Consider the following 26,090-nt stretch of genomic DNA (forward strand, 5'->3'; position numbering starts at 1 on the left):
TCAAGACCAACGCGGTAAGCGCGTTGCTTGAGTCATACGGTTGAATGGAACTCCAAGGAGGTGGTCACAGTGACCGAGCCGGGTGGCTTCAATTTCGACGAGCTTCGCAAGTTGCTGGAACAGCTGGGGATCAGCGACAAGGGCGATGGGCCCGATTTCGAATCCCTGTTGAAGCGAATGCAGAGTCTCGGCGAACACGGCCTGTTCCCGGGAATGCCCAAGCAGGACGCCGACGCCTCGTGGCGCACGACGATCTCCGCAGCCAAGACCGCAACCACCGATGGCTATGCCGATCCCGAGATTTCCGCCGTCGAGGAGGCGCAGGTGAGCGAGGCCGAGCGACTGGTCCAGTCCTGGCTCGACGAATTCACAAGTTTCGCCTCCCCCGGGCTGCCCGCGAGAGCACTGACCCGAACCGGTTGGCTGGAAGACACCGGCGTCGGCTGGCGCGCCATCGTCGAGCCCATCATCGCCGGACATGGCGCCGCGCTCGGCCGCAACGCGCTCGGGGATGACGACGAGTTCAACATTGGGGCGCTGGTGGCTCCGCTGATTAACCAATCGGCCACCTTGTTGTACCGGAATCGCTTGAAACGCGAGCTCGCCAAGGTGGCCCGCGACACGTTGACCGGAACAGAGATCGGCTTCCGGCTGTCGGCCTCCGCACGCACCGTGGTCCTGCCCGCCAACGTGGCAGCCTTCACCGCCGACCTCGAAGCGGATCGAACCGACCTCCTACTAGTACTGGTGCTGCGCGACGCGGCCCGCCAGCGGCTGTTTCACAACGTGGGCTGGCTTGCCCCGCAACTCACCGCGCTGCTCACTCACTACGCGCGAGAAATCAGGATCGATGTCGAGGCCATCGCGGAACGTTTCTCCCCCGAAAGTATCGAGAGCATGAGCCTCGACGAGTTGGCTAAGGTGGGCGACGAACTAGAGATCTCTTTCTTCCGCCCTGCCAGCACACCGGAACAACTGGAGGTGTTGGACCGACTGGGGCTGCTGCTCGCGCTCGTGGAGGGCTGGGTGGATCACGTGACCGCCCGCACGATGGAGAAATGGATGCCTCATGCCCCTCAGCTTGCGGAGGTGCTGCGTCGACGGCGGGCTGCGGGCTCGCCGGTGCGCGACGTACTACGGGTGCTGATCGGGCTCGAGCTACCGAGTTCCAACATGATCGCGGCCGAGCGATTGTGGGCGGTTGCTGAGCATGAACTTGGCGCGGCGGGACGCGACCGTGTCTGGTCGCATCCCGACCTGCTGCCCACGGCAGAGCACCTGGAGGATCCGCACTCCTTCACCCGCCCGGACACTCCTCAGGAAGACGACCTGGACGCGGAGCTACGCAAACTCCTTGGAAACTGAACTGCACGCTCATCTGGCCCGATTTAGTCAGAATCGCCGCATTTTGCCCGCCACCAGCGCGTTTCAGTTGACTCTGCACCCCTTGCGCGGTCAAACTGGCTTTCGTGAGTCCGTGGTGCTCTCCCGCAGGGGAAGGCGGCAGAGCCCCGGACTCCTCTCCGTGAAGGAGCGCGGGGCCGGTTGGCCCCGGCACAGGAACCGCCGGACAAACTGGCTACATACACTAGGAGGAAACATGGCTCAGGAAACTTGGGAAGGCGAGTTCTACTGCGTGAAGTGCAAGGAGAAGCGCACCGCCAAGGGGAAGGTCGTAGTGAACGACAAGGGCACTAAGATGGCCAAGGGTAAGTGCCCGGAGTGCGGCACCAACCTGAACCGCATTCTTGGTCGCGCCTGATCACCTGATCAATCGTTCAAATGGGCCGGAGGTTCGCTTCCGGCCCATTTCGTCTCTCCGGAGACCCAACAAGTAAAGGAGGCAACGATGCCAGCACCCATACTCGTCGTCGAAGACGGCCAACAACTAACCACCCGCCTGGCCCGTTCAGGGCTCGACGTCTCAGCCATCAGACCCGACACAGCCCTCCGTCGGCCCGGTTTTGCCTGGGACATGGACATTGTCGTCCTGGGGTTCCCACCGGGCACACACCCGATAGTCGAGTTTGAGGCCTACACGAGCGGTCCAGTGTTGTACGTGTTTGCCGACGCTGACCATGCGTCGGTCGGCCCGATGCTGTCGCGGGGCACGGGACCCTGCCCGCGTTGTGCGAGCGTCGCCGACGAGCCCTGCACCCCGGAGGAGGACACACCCAGCTACGCGAGATTGAAGTCAATTGCGGGGATGGGTGATGCGTTGCTCGACTGGGCGGCAGCCACGGCAGTGCTGGAAACTAAAACGTTTCAGTTGAGCCGAGTGTCCACACTCGGCGATGCCGAGATGATCTGGGCACTCAATGGGGACACCGGCATCTCCGCGCGACGGGTAGCGGCCCAACCCGGATGCGGGGCGCTGGACTGCAGAAGCTAGCGCCGTTCGTTCACCAACTCGATCACACGCTCGCCGTAGCGCTTCGCCTTTGCCTGGCCGATACCAGGCAAGGCCAGTAGCTCGGCGAGCGTGCTGGGTTTCGCCTCCGCGATGGCGTAGAGCGTTGCGTCCGTGAACACCACGAAAGCAGGCACGCTGTATTCGTCTGCCGTGGCTTTCCGCCACACCTTGAGAGCGTCAAACAAGCCCTCATCGATGGGTAGATCGCACTCAAGGTGAGCCCGCCTCTTTCGCTCTGCTGCGCTCGACAGTTGGCCACCACACGCCCGGCAGCTAGCCGACTTGAGGGAGCGTTGCACGAAGGGCTGCTGCGCCGCGATCGGCCGCTTGTTCGAGTTGAGGCCGGCAAGGAAACGTGATCGCTGGTGTTTCCCACTCTGCGCGACGAAGTTCCAACTCAGCCTGAGCATCCGGCGGGCCCGGGTAATCGCCACGTAGAGCAGGCGGCGCTCCTCGTCGATCTCGGCCCGTTCCTTTGCTAAGGCGAACGGCATCATCCCTTCACGGACGCCAACAACCGCCACATCGTCCCATTCCAGTCCCTTGGCGGCGTGCATGGTGCTGAGCGTGACTGCGGAGGCGACTGGGGAGGCCTGCCAGGAGGCACGCTGGCTCAGCCAGGCCGCGGCGGCGCCCGCGCTCCAGGTGGGTTCTAGCTCCACCTCCGCCTCGATCATCTGCTTCAAGGCGGTGAGCGATTCCCAGCGTTCCCGCTGCCGGCCCTGTCCCCGCGGAGCCTCCGGCTGCCAGCTCAACTCCTGGTACGCATTCGTGAGGAGCTGCGTGGCCGTCGCTTCCGGATCTTCCTGCGCAATCCGAAGCAGCGTGCCCACCGCATGACGCACTTCAGCACGCTCGTAGAAACGCTCGGTGCCGCGCACCGAATACGGCACCTGACGCTCGTCCAAAGCCGCCTCGATCAGCGGAGAGGACGCGTTGATCCGGTACAGGATCGCCAACTCCTCCCAGGGGGTACCAGCGCGGTTTCGCTCCACCACCCAATCGGCAACGCTCGCGGCCTCGTGCGCCGCCGTCGAGGTTGCACGGATCTCCGGGACCTCCCCGGAGGGACGCATGGCGCGCAACCTCTCCCTGCTCGGCGGGCGCAGCACGTGGTCAGCCAACGCAAGAATCTCAGGCGAGGAGCGGTAGTTGCGCACCAACCGAATCGTGGATCCCGGGTGTTGGCGGGCCAACTCACGCAGGAAACGCGGGTCCGCCCCGGCGAAGGAGTGGATGGCCTGGTTCGGATCCCCCACGACGCAAACGTCCTTGCGGTCGTCCACCCAGAGGCAGATGAGCGCGTGTTGAATGGCGGAAACATCCTGGTACTCGTCCACGACGAAGTGCCGGTACTGCCCCCGAACCTGCTCCGCGATCTCCGGAAACGAGCTGATCAGCGCAGCATTGCACAGCAGCAGATCGTGGAAATCCACCACACCTTGCGCCTGTTTGGCCTTCTCGTACAGGGTCATGATGTGAGCCACCTGCGCGCCGCTCGCCCCCGCAACCTCGCGGGACGCAGCCAGCTCCGCGTAGGCTTCGGGCTCCACGTTGCCCGACTTGGCCCAGGAGATTTCCGTCTCCAGATCACGCACCAGCGCGGTCTCGGTCTGCCCCAGGACCTGACTGGCGCACCGTGCGATGAGACCGAAGGTGTTCTCCGCGAGTTCGGGGAAGTCCGCGCCGTAGGCCTTGGGCCAGAAGTAGCGGCACTGACGCAGCGCTGCGGCATGAATTGTGCGCGCCGATGTGCCGTGCACACCGAGCTGAGCAAGACGCGTCTTCATCTCACCGGCTGCACGAGTGGTGAAAGTGACCGCCAGCACCGCCCGAGGATCATAGTGCCCCTCGCGCACGGCGTATGCGACGCGGTGCGTGATCGCTCTGGTCTTTCCGGTGCCTGCTCCAGCCAGGACCACCACGGGCGCATCCAGGGCCAGGGCCACTTGGCGCTGCTCGGGGTCGAGCGCGTCCAGGATTTCATCCATTCTCTGCCTCCGAGGCGCAAAACTACCAAAGACAACCGGCTGAAAGTGGCTGAGCCGCCTGTCGCCACTATGCTCGATCGGAAGCGAAAGGGACGAAGGTGCGGCTACGGATTGGTTCTAGTTGGTCAGAGTTGGTGGCCGAGCTGTCCCAAGAGTTGCGCGCCCGTCTGGATTCCCCGTTCGCCAAAGTGAGGGTGCTCGTCGACTCCTGGGCAGCCGGGCGGCTGCTGCGCCAAGGCCTCGCCGGGCTGGACGGGGTGTGCGCCGGTGTCACACTATTCGATCCGGCCGAGTTCGCGCGGTCCCTGGCCACCTCCAGCGGACGCGACGAGGAGCATCGCCTCTGGCATGGCCCCCGCCTGACTACGGCGATCCTGGAGGAGTTGGACGAAAGCGACTCGCCGAAGCTGCGTGCCCACCTGAACAGGCCAGGGCGTCGGCTCGCTGCAGCCGAGCGCTTCGCCGGCCTATTCCGCGCGTACCTGTTGCATTCCCCCGAACGGCTGGCCTCCTGGCTGGACGGGGAGGCGGCACCCGCTCCCTTCGAGTGGCAACCCCCGCTGCTGCGGGGCACCTGTGAACGCCTGGGCGTGGATCCCGTAGAACACCTGAGCGCACTGGTTGAGCAGGCAGCCCAGGAAAGCGAGTTGACTTTTCTCTTCGGGCTGCGGCGCCTGCCCGCTGCTCTCTCCCAACTCGTGCTCGCCGCACGCCCGGAAGCCGGGTGGTTCGTCGGCAGCGCACCCGAATGGGCCGGCCTGGGTGGCACAGCAGACCGTGCCCCGAGTTGGGTCAGCGTCGAGTATTCGCACACGCCCGCTCGGCAGGTCGAGGTGCTCCGCGACGAGCTGACCCGCCGATTCGCGGAGGACCCCACCCTGCAACCCCGCGACGTGCTCATCGTCGCGCGCCCGGAGCGCTGGACCAACCTGTTGAACGCCGTCTTTCGTCCCGGGGACACCCATCCCGGGCGCGAGCTGCGTGTCGCCCGGTTGGTCTCCGGCACAGACAACCCCCTGTTCGAGGCGACCAGCGCCCTCGTCGGGTTGGCCCAGCGACGGGCGACCGCCTCCGAGGTCGTGGAGTTGTTGCTGCACCCGATGTGTGCCCACTGGGGTTTTCGGGACCGCCCTGACGAGCTGCGCCGACTGGTGTCCGACGCCAGGATCCGCTGGGGGTTCGACGCCGAGTCGCGCGCCGCCGAGGGCGTGGGAGCTTTTCCGGAGAACACTTGGATCAGCGGTGTCGACGCGCTACTCACGGGGATCGCGATGGGCGGCGAGATCGGGCCGCGCGGAGTCGCGGGCACCGAGACGGTAACCGCCGGAGACCTGGACCTGATCGGCGCTCTAGCAGAGGTCGTCGGACGGCTATGGCGCTTCGTGCGGTCGGCGCGTGAGCCGCGCAACGTCGCCCAGTGGTGTTCGCTGATTGAAGAGACGATGGCTGCGCTGTTTTTGCCCGACCCGGCGAGCGCCTGGCGCGGGCAGCAGTTCACCGGCTGGTTGCGGCGCCTGGCCGATCTGCACTCCGACTCCCTCTGCCTGCTTTCCTGCCCGGAGTTCAGCCGACTGCTCAACCAGTTCGGCGCAGCTCGCCCGCACCGCACCCGCGTCGGCGACGGGGAGATTCACGTGGTTGCCCCTGAGGAGCTGGTGGATGTCGATCGTCGAGTGACATTCTTCCTCGGCGTCACCGATTCGCGCCCGCAGACGCTTCCGGACGAGGCCCTGCCCCTCACCGACCCGGCCGCGGAACTCTTCGAGGACTTGCTCGGGCATGCCCGGTCTTCGGAGAAGGTGACGTTCATCGTCGAGGGATACAGCGGATTGACCGGGGCAAAGCGCCAGCCGCCCGTGCTGGTGGAACGTCTGCTGCGGCAACTGTCCGTCCCCGTCGAGCGGCACCACCACTCGCCGCAGCCATCCAATGCGTCGGCGTTCGGTGAGCGCCCTTCCTTCGACCCTGTTGGTTATAGGGCTGCTCTGCTCGCGCAGGATTCGGATGCGCCGGATGCCCGCAGTCGCCTGCGGCAGGAGGCCCGAACTCTGCCCGTCGAACTCGCCGCCCAGTCAGACGTGACGCTGCGGGAGCTGAGCCTGTTTCTCGCGGACCCTGTGAAGACGTTCCTGCGTGGCCGCGCCGGGGTGCGATGGCTGCCCACGAATCTGCTCGACGATAGCCTGTCCCTCGACTTGGCCGGGCTGGAGAATTGGCAGGTGACTTCTTCGTTCATCGAGGGCCGCCTGGCTGGCCGGGAACCTGCTCAGTTGATGCGCGCAGCCAAGGCGGAACAAATCGGTCCCCCTGGCGATTTGGGGCGCCGTCGGTTGGCCGAAGCGGGGCGGCGCGCGGAGGAGGTCGTAGCCCAAGCAAACAAGCTACGATCCGGCGCGGCACGCAAGGAACCCATCGACCTGAAGATCGACGGGGTGCGTCTCTCCGGGAGTATCGACATCCACGGCGAACGCCTCGTGCACGTTGCCGCCAGCTCCAGTTCCAAGCCGCTGCTGGCTTGCTGGCTCCAGTTGCTGGCCGCAACCGCAATCGGCATCGAGGCGCACGCAGTTCTCCTGCGGCCCGGGCGCGACGGCGTTTTCCGCACCCAGTTAAGCCAGCCCGGTAGGGAGGACGCGTTGGGGTTGTTGGCGCGCTATCTGGTGGCGTTCCAGCTGGGTCGGAACCGGCTGCTGCCAGCGGCTTTCCAGCCCGCGCTGAATCTGGTTCGGGAGCAGTCCCGAGGGCAGTTCTCGTTGGAACAATGGCGCTCTGCTGAACGAAACTTCAAATGGTCGTTCCCTGACCCGTTGTGGCGGGTCTTCTACCGGCAATTGCCCGGACAGCTGTTCGACGACCCACCCACGGAACTCTGCCCGAGTGGCCGCGGCAGCAGCTTCGAGCGCTGGGCTCACTGGCTGTACGCGGATCTGGTGATGCTCGGGGGTGCCAGGTGAAGGAATTTCGGCTCTCCGACCCCCTGCCGGATGGCACGTTGCTGCTGGAAGCCAGCGCCGGCACGGGGAAGACTTACACCATCGCCGCTCTGGCCGTGCGATTTCTCGTCGAGACGGAGTTGCGGATCGGGCAGCTTCTGCTGATCACGTTCAGTGTCTCGGCCGCGAACGAACTGCGTTTCCGCGTGTTCGAACGCATCCGGGCAGTCGCACAGGCGCTGCGTGCACAGAACTTCACCGACGAGCTGACTCGACTGGTCGCGGCCCATGACCCCGCGCTCGCCGCAGATAAGTTGGAACGCGCCCTGGCGGAGTTTGACTCCGCCGCCATCTTCACCACTCATTCGTTCTGCCAGCACGCGCTGAACAGTCTTGGGGTGCTGGGCGACTCCGACCAGTTCGAGCAGGTGGCGCATCCCCAATCTTTGGCCGAGGAGTGTGCCGCCGATGTCTATTTGGCCCGCTACGCCCAACCGGATTGTCGTGAGCTGCCGGTCAGCCAGGCGATGGCGATCGCCCGTAGCGTCTGCGACTCGTCGCTGCCCATCGAGCCGGCTGCTTCCGAGGAGGCCGAGTTCGGCCGCGCAGTACGGAAGACCTTCCAAGACAGGAAACACCAGCGTTCCTTGATCACCTTCTCCGACATGGTGCACCGGTTGCTCGGACTCGTCGAGAGCGAGGAGGCGGTACGCGACTGGCTGCGCACCACCTACCGGGCGGTGCTCGTCGACGAGTTCCAGGACACCGACCACGAGCAGTGGCCGCTGATTCGGGCCGCGTTCGTCGCCCCACGCCGGCCGACGATACTGATCGGAGACCCCAAACAGTCGATCTACGGATTCCGCAACGCGGATCTGAACAGCTACCTCGCGGCGGCCAGGAGCGCCGAGGTGCGAATGCTGGGCCGCAACCACCGCTCCGATCGAGGAGTGGTGGACGGGGTGCTCAGCCTGTTCAAGGGGCTGGAACTCGGCGACGATCAGATCAGGGTTGAGCCCGTGATTGCCCTTCATCCTTCGCGATTGGCGCTGCCTGTCGAGGAGCGGGTGTGGGTGCGCCAGATCAGACGACCCGTGGACGAACACCACCTGGCGGCAGACGTGGCCACTTCGATCGGAAACCTATTGTCGGCGCGTATCGAGGGTCGCCGCGTGGCTCTCTCCGATTTCACGGTGCTGGTCCGCACCCATTCAACGGCGACACGCCTCGTGGAGCAGCTGGCCAGGCTGGGGTACCCTGCCGTCCAGGTCGGTGGCACCAGCGTTTGGGATCAGCCGGCCGTCGACGGGTGGCGCGCTTTCCTGCGTGCGCTGTTGCCCGACGACGCGGGCGCGTCGCGTCTCTTCGGCATCTCCGAGATGTACGGTGCCAGCCTGGCCGAAATCACCGGGGCTGGCGGGACGCGACTGAGCGAGGTGCTCGCGCAGGCACGTCAACAATTGGCAGCACACGGCCCCAGCGCGGCGCTGCAGACGATACGGGAGGAGACGGGGCTGGATGCACGGCTCGCCGGCAGCGAAGGCGGGCTGCGCTACACAGTTGACGCGGTACATATCGGCGAATTGCTCGATGATGTGGGACGAGACCCGTACACGCTGCTTCGCTACCTGGACAGGCCGGAGCGGTCGGATACCGAGATTCGGCTGACCACCGATGATCCCGCCATTCAGGTGATGACGCTGCACGCTGCCAAGGGGCTGGAGTTCCCGATCGTTCTGCTGCCCGACATGAGTCCGCGCCGCCTCTTCCTGAATCGCCCCTTCACCATCTCGGCCGACCGCCGGGTGGTGCATGTGCGCAGCGCACACGAGTTCTCCCCGGTGGGTAGGAAGGCCGCCAGCCAGGCCCTGTCCGAGGAACTGCGGCTACTCTATGTGGGGTTGACCCGCGCGAAGCATTTGGCGGTGCTGTGGCACGTCGAAGAGGCGGGGCCTCCCGGGCCGGTCGACACGTTGCTGGCCCACCATCTTCCTCCCGGGACGAACCCCTTCGACTCCCCGCCGCTGATCCCGAACGTGTTGATCCGCCAGGGAGATCCGGCCGAGGCGCGCCACGCCGACCCTCGACCGCGGAGTGCCGAGTTGAAGCTGGCCCGGCTCCACCGTCGCGTGGACCACGCCTGGCGTCGCACCTCCTACAGCGGCCTGACTCTGGGACTCGATGAGGTGCCGCGCGGCGTGGACGAGCAGGAGGTGGAGACCGAATCAACTCCCGCGCTCGACACTCCGTGCACGATGGGTGAGCTGCCTTCGGGCACCGGATTCGGCACCCTGGTGCACAGCCTGCTGGAGCGCTGGGATTGGTCCGGCGGACCCGAGCAGTTGCGCGAGCTGGCGGCGGAACACGCCCGTTCGCTCACCGCAGAGCAGCGCGCGACGCTGCTCCTCGGGCTCCAGGAGGTGGTTTCCACCCCGCTGTCCCCGCTCACCTCGGGTTGCTTGGCCGATATCCCGAGCGACAGGCGGCTGGCCGAACTGGAGTTCGACCTTTCGATGGCTCAGACGAAGCCTGCCACGCTGGCGAATCTCGCGGATTTGTTAGCCGGGCACATAGAGCCTTCGGACCCGCTCGCTGATTATCCGCGGCGGCTTGCGGAATCGGACATCGCTCCCGCGCCGCTCACTGGGTTCCTGACCGGTTCAATCGATGCGGTCCTCCAGATCGGCGAGGCGTTCTTCGTCGTCGACTACAAGACGAACCGCTTGGCCTCCGGAATCGGTGAGCCGCTGACCGTCGGACATTACGCGCCGTCGGCGTTGGCGGAAGCCATGATGCGCGCGCACTACCCGCTGCAGGCCATCCTCTACTGCGCGGCGCTGCATCGCTTTCTGCGCCGCCGCCTGCCCGGTTACCGGCCGGAGAAGAATCTCGGGGGCGCCGGCTATCTGTTTGTTCGCGGCATGATTGGACCTGCCACCGCCCAGGTCGCAGGAGCCTCCTGCGGTGTGTTCGCCTGGCGGCCGATCCCCGAACTCGTAGTCGAAGTCAGCAAGCTTTTAGGAGAAGCAAATGCTTGAACCGATGTCGGCCGAGGGCCTGCTACGGGACTTCGTGCGTGCGGGTTTCATCGGCCTTCCCGACTACCATCTGGCGCGACGGCTATCCCGCGGGTTCGAGCCGAGTGAGGAGGTCCAGCTCGCGTTCGCACTCACGGTTCGGGAACTGCGCCGCGGCTCAGTTTGCCTTCCGCTGAGCACCGCGAGAGCGCTCAAGCCGCTGTCGGAGGCCGATGATGGTTCGGCCCCCCCGGTGAACGAGGCTCACTGGCCGGAGCCCGCGGGTTGGTTGCGGGCCGTGGCCGCGTCGCGGTTGGTGGGGCCCGGGGCCCCGTTTGTGCTCGACGACGACCGCCTCTATCTGCGTCGCTACCACCTGCAGGAGCAACGGGTTAGGGAGCTGCTGATTGCTCGCCAATCCCTCTCCTCCGGGCAACTTCCTGACGAGGAAACGCTGCTGGCGGGCAGCTCGGTGCCTGGCAACGAGACGGATCCGCAGCAGGACGAGGCTGTGCTGTGCGCGCTCAGGCACATGACCAGCGTGTTGACCGGAGGTCCCGGTACTGGCAAGACCACGACCGTTCAGCGCGTCCTCTTGGCGCTGAGCAGTCTGCACCCACTTTTGGTCGCGCTCGCCGCACCAACCGGTAAAGCCGCTCGTCAGTTGCACGATTCTGTGGTTGGGCACCTACCGCCGGGCGCCACGCGTGGCCTGTTCACGGGCACGCTGCACCGGATGCTGGGCATCGCCCCGCACCAGCCGCACGGCTCGTTCGACGCGAGCAATCCGCTGCCCTACGACGTGATAGTGGTGGACGAAACGTCGATGGTGTCGCTGGAGCAGATGGCGCTGCTGCTGGGCGCGATCGGTCGAGCAACCCGGCTCGTGCTCGTCGGGGACCCGAATCAGCTACGCAGCGTCGATGCGGGAGCGATTCTGGCGGACCTAGTAGCCAACGACCAGCTGCTGCCCGCCGAGGCAGTGGCGAAGCTGCGCCGCAACTACCGCAGCAACGCCGAGATCGGCGATCTGGCTCGCCTAATTGACGAGGGCGACGCTGAGGCCGCGCTCGACGCGCTGCGCAGGGCCCCCAACATCGACTTTGTGCCCTACACCGGACAGCCGATTGACGACCTGCCGCTGCGCGAGGAGGTCGTCCGCCAGGCGCGGGAAGTCGTTGGATGCGCTCAGGTCGGCGATGCGCGTGGCGCGCTCAAGGCCCTCGGCCGCCATCGGGTTCTCTGCGCGCACACCGTCGGGCCGTACGGAGTGGAGTACTGGGCCCGGGCGGCGCGAAGGATCATCGCGCGTGATCTACCGGGCTACGGTTCCTCGGCCCACTACATCGGGCAACCGCTGCTCGTCACGCGAAACTCCGACCGATTCAACAATGGTGACGTTGCGGTTCTCTGCCTGATCGACGGCCTGCAGGCCGCGGTCGAGCAGGGCAAGTCGGATCCCCTGATCGTTTCGCCCAGCCAGCTTGATGCCGCCCAGGATCTGCACGCGATGACCGTGCACAAGGCCCAGGGTGGGGGCTTCGACCGGGTGAGTGTGGTGCTGCCGCCCGTCGGGTCCCCCCTGGCCACCCGGGAGCTGCTGTACACGGCGGTGACGCGCGCCAAGTTGGGCCTGGTGTTGTACGGCACCGAGGCCGCTTTCGTGGAGGCGGTGCGCACCCCGGTGCGGCGTGCCTCCGGCCTGGCTGCCCGCTAACGCCTGCTCCGCGGATGCCGACGGTGTGACGTGGTGGCTCTGCGTACCAGTGCCTAACTGCGCACGGCGGCGATGGCCGCCGCCACACCCGCCAGGTTGGTGTCGTTGAGCGCGGCCACGCACAGCCTGCCCGCATCCGTGCCGTAGATGCCGAAGTCGGTGCGCAGCCTGCGCATCTGTTCGACGCTGAGACCCGAATAGCTAAACATGCCGCGCTGCTCGGCAATGAAACCCATGTCCGTTATGCCGTGTTCTGCGATGCCCGCAACCAGCTGGGTGCGCAGCTGGGCGATCCGCCCCCGCATCTGGGTGAGTTCGTCGGCCCACAGGCGGGTTAGCTCGGCGCTGCCCAACACTGTGGCCACGATGGCCGCACCGAAGGCGGGGGGATTCGAGTAGTTGGTCCGCGCGCAGATTTTCAGTTGGCTCAGCACTCTGCGTGCTTCGTCGGCGTCCCCTGCTACGGCGTGCAGCGCCCCTGTGCGTTGGCCGTACAGGCCGAAGGTCTTCGAGTATGAGGTGCTCAGCAGGAATGGCACCCCGACGGCTACCAGCTTCCCCACGACGGCACCGTCCTCTGTAACGTCAGCGCCAAACCCCTGGTAGGCCATGTCGATGAACGGGAACAGCCCGCGCTCCACCAGCAGGGCCACCACCTGATCCCACTGCTCGCTGGTGAGGTCGTAGCCCGTCGGGTTGTGACAGCACGCGTGCAGCAGGACAACGGTTCCCGCCTTGGCCTCGGAGAGTCGTCCCAGGAGTTGCTCGAATGCGATGCCCTTCCTCTGGGCGTCGTAGTACGGGTACGTGTCCACCCGGAATCCGGCTCGGGTGAACAGCGCTCTGTGGTTCTCCCAGCTGGGATCCGAGATCAGCACACTCGATTCCGGGCTGAGTTGGTGCAACAAGTCCGCGCCCACTTTCAACGCCCCGGTTCCGCCCAGGGTCTGCACGGTAGCGACGCGTTCCAGCGCCTCGGGCGGGAAAACCATGTCGCGTACGGCATTTCGGTAGTCCGCCAACCCGTCAATCGGCAGGTAGCCGTGCGGTTTGCCCAGGCCGACGTACTCCTCCTGCGCGCGCCGCACGGCAGCCATCAGCGGCAGCCGCCCACTCTCGTCCAGGTAGACGCCCACGCCAAGGTTCACCTTACCCACGTGCGGGTCGTTGTTGAAGGCTTCCGTCAGGCCGAGGATGGGATCGGCCGGGGCCAACTCGGCACGTTGAAGCAGGTTCATTACTCGCCTCCTATGAGATGCTCAGGCTCAGCCTAGTCGCTCCAGCGCACAATGGAAGGGATCAGCCAACTGCAGGAGGAGGGGTCACGTGGAAGTTCGCTTCGGTGAGTCGCGCCGCTCAACCATCGGTGTCGAGTGGGAACTGGCCATCATCGATGCCTCCACTCTCGAACAGGTCCCGGGTGCGGGCTACCTTTTGGATAGGGTGCAGGACCCGGAGAATGGCCCGATTCGGGGCGAGTTTCTCGACTCCATGGTCGAACTCGTCACGGGAGTGCACACCCGGGTGGCGGACGCCGAACGGGAACTTACGGAGTTGCTGCACCAGGTCCTGGGCTGGCTGGCCCCGCACGGACTCACTGTGCTGCCGGTGGGAGCGCACCCTTTTTCCGACCCAACTAAGCAAAGGCTGCGGGACAAGCCGCAGTATCGGCGCGTTGCCGAGCGCAACGCCTGGTGGGGCCGCCAGATGGCCGTCAACGGCACACACGTGCACGTGGGTGTGACGGATCGGGAGATGGCGATCAAGTTGACCTCCATCCTGGCTAAGTTTGGCTGCTACTTCATTGGGCTCACGGCATCCAGCCCGTTCTGGCTGGGTGAAGACACCGGCTTCGCCTCGCAACGCACCATGCTGTTTCAGCAATTGGCCACCAATGGTGCACCGGAGCCGCTGACCAGCTGGGCGCAATACGAGCGATTCTTGACAGATTTGCACGACAACGGGGTGATTGAGAGTCCGGGAGAGTTGCGGTGGGATGTTCGGCCGAGCCCTTGGGGCACCGTCGAGAATCGGCTGATGGATTCCGTCCCGACGCCGTGGGAGCTCGGCGCGGTTGCAGCGTTCAGCCAGTGCCTTGCCGAGAAAGCCCTGCGCGACTTGGAGCACGACACCCGAGCTGACTCGCTGCCCCACTGGGTGATGCGAGAGAACAAGTGGCGTGCCGCGCGCTACGGCCTGGACGCGGATGTGTTGACTCCGCGCCCCGACCAGCGCATTACTAAACTCGGCGCCGGCATCCGGTTCTGGTTCGACGAAGTAACCCGGATCGCGGAGGAGCTTGGCTGCCGGGAGGAACTGGAACGCCTACGCCTGCTCCTCGATGGTGGCCCCAGCTATGTCCGCCAACGCCGCGTCTGGGGCGCTACAGGCAGTGTGCACGATATGGTTCGGCACATCGTAGATGAGGTTGAAGGCGGCCGCCCCATCCCCTAGGAGGAAATAGTGAAGCCCTTCCTGCTGCTCAGCCATCGCCCGGAAGATGTCGAGGCACAACGCGAATACGACGACATCGCTCGCTTCGCTGGCCTCGGCAGCGGCCAATTGGAACAGCTACGGTTGGAACAGACGTCCTGCGGGATCAACCTCGACCGCTACAGCGGTATCTTCATCGGCGGCGGGCCATTCAACGCCTCAGACCGGGAGAAGTCCCCACTACAGGTCCGTGTCGAGATTGACCTCGTCGAGGTGGCCCGCCGGGCCATCGAACTCGATTACCCGCTGTTCGGGCTTTGCTACGGCATGGGCATTCTGGCCTTGGCCACCGACGCGGTGGCGGACAGGTCCTATGGGGAGAACGCCTCCGCGCCGTGGTTGGAGATCACCGACGAGGGTGCGCGGGATCCGCTGCTAACGCAGCTGCCCCGCCGGCTTCGGGCCTTCACCGGGCACAAGGAAGCGATGAGCGTCGCGCCCAGCGACGCCACCGTGCTGGTGACCGGTGAGGCATGCCCCATCCAGATGGTCCGGCTCGGCGAGAACGTGTACTCCACCCAGTTCCATCCGGAGTTGGACGCGGACTCGCTGGCGAATCGACTGCTGGCCTACCAGCACTGCGGATACTTCCCACAGGGAGAGGTAACCCAGACCGTCAGCTGGGCTCGCTCGACGAAAATCGGCGGGGAGGTCCACCTGATCCTCCGCCGATTCGTCGAGCGCTACGCCCGTTAGGGCCCGCCACGGAGGTAACACCGGGCTGTGGCGTATCGGATCGCCACAAGAGCCCCCACCCAGCTTGGCCCCGCACAGCGGGGTAACAGGTGGCCGCTGAGCGCCCAGCCGGGCGGTCCCGGGGCATCCCCGCCTCGGGATCGCCTTCGTAACAGGCCCTAGTCGAGGTAGTCGCGCAACACCTGGGACCGCGACGGATGGCGCAACTTGCTCATCGTCTTGGACTCGATCTGGCGGATACGTTCCCGCGTGACCCCGTAGACCTTGCCGATCTCATCCAGGGTCTTCGGCTGCCCGTCGGTGAGGCCGAATCGCATGCTCACCACGCCGGCTTCGCGCTCCGACAGCGTGTCCAGGACTTCGTTCAGCTGCTCCTGCAACAGGGTGAAGTTGACTGCGTCAGCGGGCACGATGGCCTCGGAGTCTTCGATGAGGTCACCGAACTCTGAGTCGCCGTCCTCGCCGAGAGGGGTGTGCAGCGAGATCGGCTCACGGCCGTACTTCTGCACCTCGATGACCTTCTCCGGGGTCATGTCGAGTTCGATCGCGAGTTCCTCCGGGGTCGGTTCCCGACCGAGATCCTGCAGCATCTGCCGCTGGACCCGGGCCAGCTTGTTGATCACTTCGACCATGTGCACCGGTATGCGGATGGTGCGAGCCTGGTCTGCCATGGCTCGGGTGATGGCCTGCTTAATCCACCAGGTGGCGTAGGTGGAGAACTTGTAGCCCTTGGTGTAATCGAACTTCTCCACGGCCCGGATGAGGCCCAGGTTGCCCTCCTGGATCAGATCGAGGAAGAGCATTCCGCGGCCTGTGTAGCGCTTGGCCAGGGACACCACAAGGCGAAGGTTGGCCTCCAGCAGGTGGTTCTTGGCCCGACGCCCATCCTCCATAATCCAGTAGTAGTCGTCGTAGTCCTCGGGGCTGACCGGCGCTCCCTCGCCTGCCAGCGCTTCCTCGGCGAACAGCCCAGCCTCGATCCTCTTGGCCAACTCGACCTCTTCGACCGCGTTCAGCAGCGCAACCTTGCCGATCTGCTTCAAGTAGTCCTTCACCGGGTCCGCGGTGGCGCCGGCCGAAACTACCTGCTGCTCGGGCTCGTCTGCGTCGTCGGAATCGGAGATGGCGAATCCCTCGTCCTCAACGAGTTCCTTCTCGACCTCGGCCTCAGCCGCCTCGTTGAAGTTGGAGTCGTCTACCTCGTCCAGCGAACGCTTCTTGCCGCCGACGGTCATGATCAGGTCGTCACCTTCCTTGTCCGCCTTGGAGATGTGCACCTCCCCCGCCATGACCTGAGCGAGGGTCGGCTCCTCCGCAAGCGCCTCGTCCTCCGCGGTGGTGGGTTTGGTTGCGACAGATTCCTTCTTGGTCGCGCTCTTGCGTGGGGCACGCCTCGGGGTCTCCCCCACGGCCGCTCCTGTGGAGCGCCGGGTGGTCTTGGTGCCCTCGGATTCCGCCTTGGCCGTGGTCTTGCGCGGGGCGCGCTTCGCCGTAGCCCCCTCCACAGGTTTGGCCGCGCGTCGGGTGCCCTTTCGCGGTGTCGCCTCTGTCTCACCACCGCCGGCCGCCGTTTTGCGCGGCGCTCGCTTCGGGGCCGCCGCAGCAGATCCCTCTGATGGCCTCGTCGCTTCCTCGGCCGCTCGCGCGCGCGTCCTCGGCTGGTCGCCATTCTCGCCAGTATGAACCGTCCTGCGGGTTCGTGGCGTCTTCGCGGCTGCGGTGGTCTTCGCCTTAGGGGAATCAGGCACGGGCTTCCTCCGGATTTTGGGCAGACAACATCCCGGACTGGTCAAGGGACGCACTCCCATCTTTGCACTTGAGCACGGGATAAGCAACCGAGGGTCAGAGCTTCGGGGGAACAGTTCATCGGGTTCGGGAACTTTCTGCTCGCTCCGGGCGTTTGTTTGAGCGACAGGCTGCGAAAGGAACTTCAATGAGCACCGCACGAAGCCATGACGGAATCGACGGCAAGGACACCGTCGGACAGTATCTGGACGAGATCGCCCGCACACCGCTGCTGACGGCGTCTGAGGAGGTGGAGTTGGCCAAGACCATCGAGGCCGGACTCTTCGCGCAGCAGGTGCTGGACGGCAAGGTCGTCACCGACGCGGACGCCACCGTCACGGAGCTGGAGGAGATCGTTCACGAGGGACAGTTTGCGATGCAACGTTTCGTCAAGGCCAACCTCCGCCTCGTAGTCTCCGTCGCTCGCAAGTACGGCCGGGCTCAGATGCCGCTGCTCGACTTGATCCAGGAGGGTAACACTGGCCTCATCCGAGCTGTGGAGAAGTTCGACTACGTGAAAGGCTTCAAATTCTCCACCTACGCCACCTGGTGGGTGCGCCAGGCCATCTCCCGCGGCATCGCTCAGCAGGGGCGGATCGTCAGACTCCCAGTACACGTGGCGGAGCAGGTGAACCAGGTTTCTGCGGTGCGCCGCAACCTGGAGCGCAAGCTGGGGCGCGATCCCGAGGTGGCGGAAATCGCCGCCGAGCTCGGCCTCGACGAGGCGCGCGTCGTAGAACTCACCCGCTTTGCCCGCGAGCACGTCTCGCTCGACGCGCCAGTCGACGCCGACGGGGACACCTCCCTCGGTGACCTGATCGCCCGCGACGTCGCCCCCGGCCCTGACGAGATGGTGCTCGATGAAGAGGAACGGGCGCGGATCGACGCCATGCTCGACGGGCTCGACGAGCGCTCCCGCGACGTGGTGCGTCGCCGCTACGGGCTCCTCGATGGGAGGCAAGCCAAGCTGGCCGATATCGGAACCCACTGGGGGATCACGGCTGAGCGAGTCCGCCAGATCGAGCGGTTGGCCCTGGCCAAGATGCGCGAACGCGTCGGATTGGCCGCGTAGGCGCCGTAGGGTGGGTGGTGTGAACGCTACCCACCCTTTCCATGATCTCGATGAATATGTTTCACTGCCCCGGCTGACGGGCCTCGCGCTCAGCCCAGACGGTAGGCGGCTGATCCTGAGCGTGAACCAACTCAACGTGAAACGAACCGGATACGACGCTGTGCTGTGGCAACTGGACCCAACCGGGAACCTCCCACCGCAGCAGCTGACCAACCCTGCGCCCGGGGAGGCCATCGTCGGGCTGCACGGAGAAAACCTATTCTTCACCGCGAAACGAGAGATTCCCGCTGCCGGCGACGAACCACCCAGCGAAACCACCACAGCGCTGTGGTGCCTCCCGTCCCGCGGAGAAGCCCGAGTCGCCTGCCAGCGCGACGGCGGCTTCGAGTTCATGAGCACCGGACGCGAAACCGACCATGTGCTACTGGGGGTGAGAATGTTCCCCGGCACAAACAACGACGAGGAGGATGCCGCCAAACGAACCGCCCGAGCCAAGCGGAAGATCAACGCGCTGCTGCACACGGGCGCCGGCGTCCGATTCTGGGACCACGACATCCCGGGAGAATACGTTCGCCTCCGCATCGGACGGGTGAGGGGAACCGAGATCGTCGATCTGCGCGAACTAAGCGGCGACGTCGGGCGCGGAATCGAGAATGCTCAGCTGAGCGATGACGGTCAGTGGGGCGCTGTCCAATGGCTGGTCGCCGAACCCCAAGGCCGATTCACACATATCCTGCGCCTCTACGACCTCGCCTCCGGCGAGGTGAGAGACCTCAGTTGCGCACCCGGGGCGCACTACGAGGGCATGGTTTTCACTCGGACGGGAACACTGTTTTCCGTCGAACGGGACAGGACCTGTCCCGATCGCCCCGCCGATTGCCGCGTCGTGGCCTTCGACCTGGCCAGCGGCGCCAAGAGTGTGATAGCCCCCGACTGGGACCGCTGGCCGAGCGTGCATGCCTGCACCGCCGACGGCGCCACGGTATTCGTCACCGCCGACGACGACGGCGAGCGCCCGATCTTCGCGCTCGACACCACCACCGGCGCTGTCCGACGGCTCACCGATCACGGCGAGTTCAGCTCAGTTTCACTCAGCCCGGACGAACGCACCCTCTATGCTCTGCGCAGCGCCCTGGATTGCCCGGGGGAGGTGCTGGCCATAGACGTTGACGGCGGCGTGGGCACCGTGCTGACTTCACCAGTCAGCTACCCGACGCTGCCCGGAAGGTTGGAGCGAGTGTCGACCACCGCCATAGACGGTGCACGAGTCCCGGGATGGCTGGTGCTTCCGGAGCAGGCCAACGCCGAACACCCGGTTCCACTGACGCTCTGGGTGCACGGCGGACCGTTGGCAAGCTGGAACGGATGGAGTTGGCGCTGGTGTCCCTGGCTGCTGGCCTCCCGCGGCCAAGCAGTTCTGCTGCCCGACCCCGCGCTCTCCACCGGCTACGGCCTCAGCTACATCGAACGCGGCTGGTCAAGGTGGGGAGCGGAACCATACACCGACGTCCTGACGCTGACCGACGAGGCGGAGAGCCGGGCCGACATCGCTGATGGGCTGACCACCATGATGGGCGGCTCCTTCGGCGGCTACATGGCCAACTGGATCGCCACCCACACAGATCGCTTCCGTGCGATCGTCTCGCACGCCTCGCTGTGGGATCTGGAGGCCTTCATCGGAACCACCGATTTCCCGGCCTACTGGATGGACTCGTGGCGGCCGGAACTCTTGGCGGAGCACTCGCCGAAACGCTTCGCGCACCAAATCCGCACCCCCATGCTGGTGATCCACGGCGATCGCGACTACCGGGTACCCATCAGCGAAGGGCTCTCACTGTGGTGGTCGCTGGTCAGCGGATTCGAGGGGGAACCCGACGAGCTGCCGCACCAATTCCTGTACTACCCCGAGGAAAACCACTGGGTGCTCAGCCCACAGCACGCGAAGGTCTGGTACGAAACAGTGCTAGAGTTCCTGGCCGCCGCACGCGAGGGGCGACGGCCCGCTCGCCCGGACCTATTGTGAACAGCTCACAGGAGTCGAATTAGCCCCTCCTGGCCGCAGGAAGCGATGGTGACCCCGTTCTGATAGAGACGGCCGCGGCTGAATCCGCGCGCCCCCGCCGCCGACGGAGAGATCATGTCGTAGAGCACCCACTCGTCAACCTTGACCGGGCGGTGGAACCACATCGCATGATCGATTGACGCCGACTGCAGCCTGGGCGACATCAGTTGAATCTTGTGCGGGATCACGGTGACAGCCAGCAGCGTCATGTCCGAAAGGTAGGCGAGCACAGCGTTGTGCAGCAGCGGGTCGGGCGGCATCTCGCCACGAGTACGCACCCACACCCGCATGTTCGCTCCCCGCTCGTCTACCGAGGGCTCGGTGGCGAGCCGCACGTCGAGCGCATCCCACTCGTTGATCAGTTCCAAGTGGCTGCCGAACTGCTCCTCCAGCACCGCTCGCAGCGCCGGCGCGTCCGCGGCGGGGGTCACGTCGTCCCACGGCTGTCGTGCGCTGTGCTCTAAGCCGGGTTCTGCCTCCTGAAAAGAGGCGTTCAGCTGGAAGATGATCTTCCCGAACTGCTTGGTGACCACCCGGCGTGCCGAGAAGGTGGAGCCGTCACGCAGCGCCTCCACCTCGAAACGCAGCGGCTCCTCGGGCGATCCCGGCCGCAGGAAGTAGGCGTTCAGCGAATGGACGCAGCGATCCTGAGGCACCGACCTGGCCGCCGCGACGAGGGTCTGGGCCAGTACCTGGCCGCCGAACAGTCGTTGGAAGTAGGTGTCGGGTTGCGGGCCCTCCCACAAGCCGTCATCGATTTGCGTCAGATCGAACAGGGAAATCAGTCCGGGTACATCTTTTGGCACCCGGCCATCATGACACTTCGCGGGTAACGCCGCGACCGTTTTGTGCGGCTAGCCACCAACCAGCGCCATCGCTTTGCGGATGCGCTTGGCAGAAACGGACTGTGCGGTGCGCAGGCGCTGGGCGAATACACTGACCCGGAACTCCTCAATAAGGAACGCGATCTCCTCCACCTCTTCGCTCAACGCGCCCTCGGGCTGGCGCGACAGCAGGTCGTCGTACTCATCCTCGATCGCATCCACTTCCTCGCGGAGCCGGGCGTCGCGCCTCGGATCCTGGTGGGCCGCCAACGCCCGCATCCTCGCCGCTTCGAGATAACGCGGCAGGTGAGCGAACCAGGGATCCGGTGTGCAGCTGATGAACTTGTCGAACAGCAGATTGTCCAACTGGCGTTTGATGTCGGCCGCCACCTCGGCCGCCACACTGGGCAGTACCAGCCGAGTAGCGGTGGCGTGACCCAGTGCCTTGGCCGCGACCCGCACCACCCGCTGGGTCCGCTCGGCGGCATCCTGACGGACCGCCGCGGCCAGCCTGGCGTACGCGGCCTCGTCTCGCACATCGGCCGCCGGCCCCAGCTCCTCAGACAGCTGCGCGCTAGCTTTCAGCCAAGCGTCGTTCAACAGTGCAGGCACGCTAGGGTATGGGCAATCGCCCAGCGCGAGCTTCTCATCACGCGTCAGATGAGCCACCACCCAGCGCGTGGGATCCGGGTTGGTGCACACGAGCAGGCGCGCGATGCCCTGCGCATGTGAACGCTCCGCCCGAGCCGCGCTCTCCAGCACGCCGCTCCCCACGCAGTCGCCCTCGTCGATCAGCGCTGGGTAGCCCTGAACCCCGGCGCCCAGGTTCGTGCTGCGGGGCAGCGTCGGGAAGGTCCAGGAGCGTTGCCCAGTGGCTCTCAGCCCGCCCGAAGAGCGGGTTAGCCGCTGGGCAACCTTGTTGGACAATCTTGTCTGCAGTTCGCCCAGGTCCTCTCCGCGGGCCACCTCGCGCCCGCGGTCCGTGACGACGAACTGGAACCGCAGATGCGGCGGCAACCGGTCCGGGCGCCACTCATCCCCCACCACGACCCCGGTGAGTCGGGTCAACGCGCTGCCGAGCGCGGCTGGAAACGACCCCACGCCCAGTTCGCCGCGCCGGGCTAGCTCGTCGAGGGCACGACGCGCGAAGTCGGGGGCGGGAACGAAGTTAGTGCGTAGTTGTTTGGGCAGGCTTCGGATCAGTTCCGTCGCCAGCTCCTGCCTGAGACCCGGCACCAACCAGCTGAACTCGTTGCCCGCCAACCCTGTGAGCTGTTCTAGCTTGATTCTCACCGATGCGCCGTCGTCCGACCTCCCCGGGGCGAACACGTAGCTCACGGGCAACTGGGCGGAGCCTGCGGCAAACCGCTCTGGAAAGTCGTCCGCACGAACATCGTCGGCGCTGATGCAATCGTCAACGGTGAGCAGCGGCCAGCGGTCCTTGGGCGTCTCACGCAGCCACTTGTCCAAGGTGGCGCCGGACAGCACGTCGTTGGGCAGCCGCTCCGCATAGAGCCGGAACAGTTCCTCGTCGGAGATCAGCAACTCCGGGCGACGCATTCGGTCGACCAACTTGCCGGCCTGCCGCAGCGTCCTGGCGTTTGCATCCACGAGCCTGTTTCGCGCCAGCTCGCCCTCCACCAGGCCAGTCTGGATGAAGATCTCCCGCGCCTGGTCAGGGTTGCTCCTGCCGTAGTTGACCCGCCTGCCTGCGATCAGCACCACGCCGTAAAGCGACACCTTCTCGCTGGCCACGACGGTTCCCGAGTCTGTGTCGAACCGGGGCTCGGACAGGGTGCGAGTGACCAGGTTGCCCGCCACCTGCTCCACCCATTCCGGCGAGACCTCGGATACTGTACGCGCCCAGAGTCTCGTCGTCTCCACCAACTCGAAGGCCACCAGGGTGGGCGGCGGTGAGCCGGCCAACATGGACCCGGGCTGGATCGAGAACCGGGCGCCCCTCGTTCCTTGGTATTCGGTGATCGGGCGGCGCCTGCCTTTGGCGGGCGCCTTCGCTGACAGCTGCGTGCCGATGTTGCCGAGCAGCCCCGCGAGCAGCGAGCGCAGCACGTCGGGCGTCGAGCCTGAGCTACGCGTGTCGAGATCTAACTCCCCCGCCACCTCGCGCAGCTGGCTCACCAGCTCTTCCCATTCCCGGTAACGCACATAATGCAGGAACTCTTCCCGACACAGTCTACGGAAGCTGTTGCCGCTCAGCTCGCTTCGCTTCGCGCGCAGATACCGCCAGATCCTCAGCAGAACCGTGAAGTCGCCTCCATCCGGGGCGCCCTGCGTCTCCTCGTCCGACCAGAACCTGCGATGCAGTTCGTCGGCGCGCTGCTGATGTTCAAGAGGGCGCTCACGCACGTCGGCGATCGTCAGACCCGCGACGATGACGAGCACTTCCTTCAGACAACCCCGTCTCCCCGCCTCCAGCAAGATCCGGCCCAGGCGCGGATCCACCGGCATCCGGGCCAGCTTGCGGCCAATCCCGGTGAGGCTGATCGGCTCGCCACCCCTGCGCGGGCGCAACGCACCCAGCTCATTCAAGACCCGGATGCCATCGTTGATGTGAGTCGTGTTGGGGGCCTCGACGAATGGGAACCGGTCGATCTCCCCCAGACCCGCCTGCGCCATCAGCAGGATCACGGTGGCTAGGTTGGTGCGCAGGATCTCCGGATCCGTGAACTTCGGACGAGACAGGTAGTCCTCTTCCGAGTACAACCGGATCGCCACTCCTGGCCCGACGCGGCCACAGCGGCCTGCCCGCTGGTTGGCCGACGCCTGGCTGACCGGCTCGATTGGCAGGCGCGTCACCTTGGTGCGGGCCGAGTAGCGCGAAATCCGCGCGTTCCCGGCGTCCACCACGAACCGAATGCCGGGCACCGTCACCGACGTTTCAGCGACGTTGGTGGCCAGCACCACCCTGCGGGATCGGTGGGGCTGGAAGACGCGGGATTGATCGCCGGCAGACAGCCGCGCGAACAACGGAGTCGTCTCAAGTCCGGAAATCTTCAGCTGATCGATCGCGTCCGCCGCGTCGCGGATCTCCCGTTCGCCGCTCAGGAAGACCAGGATGTCCCCTGTCGGGAACTCCCGCACGATTTCACCCACTGCGGCCGCCACCTGGTCGATCTCGTCTTCGTTCTCCGCTGGTTCGCGATAACGCACTTCAACGGGATACGTCCGGCCGCTGACTTCTACGATGGGGGCGTCATCGAAGTGCTGCGAGAAGCGTTGAGTGTCGATGGTCGCGGAGGTCACGATCACCCGCAGCTCGGGCCGTTCGGGCAACAGCTGCTTGAGGTACCCCAGCAGAAAGTCAATGTTCAGACTACGCTCGTGGGCTTCGTCGATGATCACCGTGTCGTAGCGGCGCAGCTGCCGGTCGTGCACGAGTTCGTTGAGCAGGATGCCGTCAGTCATCAGCTTGATCCGGGTGGTACGGCCCGCTGCCTTGGTGAAGCGCACCTGGTAGCCGACGAAGTCGCCCAGCCTCGTCTCGCATTCTGTGGCGATTCGTTCCGCCACGGTGCGCGCAGCCAGCCGGCGGGGCTGCGTGTGTGCTATACGTTCCCGGCCCGCCATGAGGCAGATCTTCGGCAGCTGCGTGGTTTTGCCTGACCCCGTCTCGCCCGCGATCACCACCACTTGGTGGTGCCTGATCAACTCCGCGATCCGCTCGGCCTGTGCTGCGATCGGCAGCTCAGCCGGGATGGCGAGGCGCGTCACGCGGCCACGTAGAGCGGGCAGAGCGAGTGCGCCATAAGTCCGCGCATCAGGCCGCCCAACTGCACTCCGGGGAAAGCTGAGTCGCTGATACCCAGCACGAGCAGGTCGTAGTTCTTGGAGCGGTTGACGAACTCGTTGATTGGGCTGTCCGCCACCACCACGATCTCGTATTCCACCTCGGGGAAGCGCTCGCCGATCGGCTCAGCCACCGCGGTGAGCCCGCCTTCAGCGAACTGGATCTGCTCCTGTAGTTGCGCCGGGGAGAGCTTGGGGCCGAAGATGCCGACCGGCGGTTGGATCACATGCACGATCTCCAGCTTCGATTTGTGCAGTGTGGCCTGGCGGAAACCTGCCTCCAGCGTGACCTGCGCCCCCGGGGTGGTGTTTACGCCAACACCGATCAGGCGCTTGTCGCCCACATCGTCGGGATTGGCCGCTGCGGAGATCACGACGACGGGGCAAGCCGCATTCGCCACCACCGCCACAGAGGTGGAACCGACAAACATCCGCTCAAGTCCGCTCGCGGCCCGCCTACCCATCACAACGAGCGCCGCGACCTCGCTCAGCCGCGACAACACCCCACTGGGCGTACCCATGAGCACCTCGGTGCGAATCCGATCCTCGGGCATCCCGTTTGCCATGGCGTGCCGTTTCGCCGCCTCGTTGGCCGCCATGCCTGCCTCGTGCAGCACCTCAGGGTCGTACATAACCCCCCAAGCGCCTGCCATGAGTGTGTCATCCACGGCGTTCGCGAGCAGCAACTCGGCTCCGATCAGCTGTGCGATACCCGCGCCGTACTTGACCGCCCGCAGCCCGTCCTCGCTGCCGTCCACCCCGACGACAACCAGCTCATTCTCGCTCATGTCGGCGTCTCCTAACTCCCGAGATAACTCGCCCGGAAAGCTGATCCGGGACAATCATGACAGCAATTTTACGCCCGTCGTCCAGCCAGGTTACGGAGGGAAACTCTCCTTCGGCTACCTGGGCGCTTCCCTTCACCAGCACCGTCCAACCGACCGCCGATTCGCAATCGATGTCGTCCACCTGGAAGGAGACGCGCTGCCCCGTCACCTCCATGAGAGGCGATCCTTCCGCAGTGTGGAAAATGATCCGATCATCCACCAGTTGATAATTGACGGGCACGACGACGATCCCCTCCTGCGCGAGCCACGCCACGCGGCCGACATCAGCGTCACCCAGCAGTTCCAGGCACTCCTGTGCGGAAAGCCGCACGAAATACGTTTCGTCTTCGTACATGGTCGCAAGTCTAGGGCCTGTTTCGGCAACCCCGCTGGGGAGAGAAGGCTCCGTGTGGGGCGAACCGGTCCTCAGCCCTTGCCTCTCGCACCCGACAT

The 26,090-nt window shown here is 65.5% G+C and carries 17 protein-coding genes; 10 read left to right on the plus strand and 7 right to left on the minus strand.

The annotated features are described in order from the left end of the window. Nucleotides 1-69 precede the first annotated feature (69 nt). The 3 genes from EII42_RS02355 to EII42_RS02365 all read left to right on the plus strand — a co-directional run bounded on the left by EII42_RS02355 (nt 70) and on the right by EII42_RS02365 (nt 2,392). Nucleotides 70-1,365 (plus strand): zinc-dependent metalloprotease, encoded by a 1,296-nt coding sequence (locus tag EII42_RS02355; protein WP_158676366.1) that lies wholly within the window; start codon nt 70-72, stop codon nt 1,363-1,365. A 235-nt stretch (nt 1,366-1,600) separates the two neighbouring features. After that, on the plus strand, nt 1,601-1,762 hold the full coding sequence (locus EII42_RS13255; protein WP_125170510.1) for a DUF5679 domain-containing protein: 162 nt from the start codon (nt 1,601-1,603) through the stop codon (nt 1,760-1,762). A gap of 87 nt (nt 1,763-1,849) precedes the next feature. After that, the gene (locus EII42_RS02365) at nt 1,850-2,392 is read left to right on the plus strand and encodes a hypothetical protein (protein ID WP_125170511.1); all 543 of its coding nucleotides are present in this window, start codon (nt 1,850-1,852) and stop codon (nt 2,390-2,392) included. On the opposite strand, the gene EII42_RS02370 is transcribed toward EII42_RS02365, so the two are convergent. Next, a complete protein-coding gene (locus tag EII42_RS02370) occupies nt 2,389-4,404 on the minus strand; it encodes an ATP-dependent DNA helicase UvrD2 (RefSeq protein ID WP_125170512.1) in 2,016 nt (671 codons plus the stop codon). The genes EII42_RS02365 and EII42_RS02370 overlap by 4 nt on opposite strands. 98 nt (nt 4,405-4,502) lie before the next feature. Here EII42_RS02370 and EII42_RS02375 point away from each other — a divergent pair, with 98 nt between their 5' ends. The 3 genes from EII42_RS02375 to recD are packed head-to-tail and all read left to right on the plus strand — an operon-like array spanning nt 4,503 to nt 12,071. After that, nucleotides 4,503-7,358 carry an exodeoxyribonuclease V subunit gamma gene (locus EII42_RS02375; protein ID WP_125170513.1) on the plus strand — a complete coding sequence of 952 codons (2,856 nt, stop codon included), beginning with the start codon at nt 4,503-4,505 and terminating at the stop codon, nt 7,356-7,358. Next, a complete protein-coding gene (locus EII42_RS02380; RefSeq protein ID WP_158676367.1) occupies nt 7,355-10,375 on the plus strand; it encodes a UvrD-helicase domain-containing protein in 3,021 nt (1,006 codons plus the stop codon). The genes EII42_RS02375 and EII42_RS02380 overlap by 4 nt, the downstream gene beginning before the upstream one ends. Beyond that, nucleotides 10,368-12,071, plus strand: a complete 1,704-nt coding sequence (gene recD / locus EII42_RS02385) for an exodeoxyribonuclease V subunit alpha (protein WP_125170515.1) — start codon at nt 10,368-10,370, stop codon at nt 12,069-12,071. Before EII42_RS02380 ends, recD begins: the two co-directional genes overlap by 8 nt. Before the next feature lie 53 nt (nt 12,072-12,124). Here the strand turns inward: recD and EII42_RS02390 are convergent, their stop codons facing one another. After that, entirely contained in the window at nt 12,125-13,309 is a 1,185-nt protein-coding gene (locus tag EII42_RS02390; protein ID WP_125170516.1) for an amino acid aminotransferase, read from the minus strand. Between the two features lie 88 nt (nt 13,310-13,397). On the opposite strand from EII42_RS02390, the gene EII42_RS02395 reads away from it, so the two are divergent. Together EII42_RS02395 and EII42_RS02400 are read left to right on the plus strand one after the other, a co-directional pair. Next, nucleotides 13,398-14,525, plus strand: a complete 1,128-nt coding sequence (locus EII42_RS02395; RefSeq protein WP_125170517.1) for a YbdK family carboxylate-amine ligase — start codon at nt 13,398-13,400, stop codon at nt 14,523-14,525. Between the two features lie 9 nt (nt 14,526-14,534). Beyond that, nucleotides 14,535-15,260: a glutamine amidotransferase gene (locus tag EII42_RS02400; protein WP_125170518.1), complete on the plus strand. Its 726-nt coding sequence runs from the start codon at nt 14,535-14,537 to the stop codon at nt 15,258-15,260. Nucleotides 15,261-15,418: 158 nt separating this feature from the next. Here EII42_RS02400 and EII42_RS02405 read toward each other — a convergent pair whose 3' ends face one another. Beyond that, nucleotides 15,419-17,008 (minus strand): RNA polymerase sigma factor, encoded by a 1,590-nt coding sequence (locus tag EII42_RS02405; protein ID WP_233558247.1) that lies wholly within the window; start codon nt 17,006-17,008, stop codon nt 15,419-15,421. A 185-nt stretch (nt 17,009-17,193) separates the two neighbouring features. Between EII42_RS02405 and EII42_RS02410 the strand changes: the two genes are divergently transcribed. Continuing rightward, nucleotides 17,194-18,117, plus strand: a complete 924-nt coding sequence (locus tag EII42_RS02410; protein ID WP_125170520.1) for an RNA polymerase sigma factor RpoD/SigA — start codon at nt 17,194-17,196, stop codon at nt 18,115-18,117. A gap of 19 nt (nt 18,118-18,136) precedes the next feature. After that, complete coding sequence (locus tag EII42_RS02415; protein WP_158676368.1) at nt 18,137-20,140, plus strand: prolyl oligopeptidase family serine peptidase; 2,004 nt, start codon at nt 18,137-18,139, stop codon at nt 20,138-20,140. A 5-nt stretch (nt 20,141-20,145) separates the two neighbouring features. Here the strand turns inward: EII42_RS02415 and EII42_RS02420 are convergent, their stop codons facing one another. Genes EII42_RS02420 through EII42_RS02435 form a run of 4 tightly spaced genes read right to left on the minus strand, consistent with a single transcriptional unit; the run spans nt 20,146 to nt 25,992 of the window. Beyond that, a complete protein-coding gene (locus tag EII42_RS02420) occupies nt 20,146-20,985 on the minus strand; it encodes an acyl-CoA thioesterase II (protein WP_125170522.1) in 840 nt (279 codons plus the stop codon). Between the two features lie 48 nt (nt 20,986-21,033). After that, nucleotides 21,034-24,735: an ATP-dependent RNA helicase HrpA gene (gene hrpA / locus EII42_RS02425; RefSeq protein WP_233558248.1), complete on the minus strand. Its 3,702-nt coding sequence runs from the start codon at nt 24,733-24,735 to the stop codon at nt 21,034-21,036. After that, a complete protein-coding gene (locus EII42_RS02430) occupies nt 24,732-25,598 on the minus strand; it encodes a universal stress protein (protein ID WP_125170524.1) in 867 nt (288 codons plus the stop codon). The genes hrpA and EII42_RS02430 overlap by 4 nt, the downstream gene beginning before the upstream one ends. Continuing rightward, nucleotides 25,585-25,992, minus strand: coding sequence for a pyridoxamine 5'-phosphate oxidase family protein (locus tag EII42_RS02435; protein ID WP_158676369.1), 408 nt, complete (start codon nt 25,990-25,992; stop codon nt 25,585-25,587). Before EII42_RS02435 ends, EII42_RS02430 begins: the two co-directional genes overlap by 14 nt. Between the last annotated feature and the right edge of the window lie 98 nt (nt 25,993-26,090).

It is taken from the genome of Tessaracoccus sp. OH4464_COT-324, from assembly GCF_003932855.1.
GTDB lineage: Bacteria > Actinomycetota > Actinomycetes > Propionibacteriales > Propionibacteriaceae > Arachnia.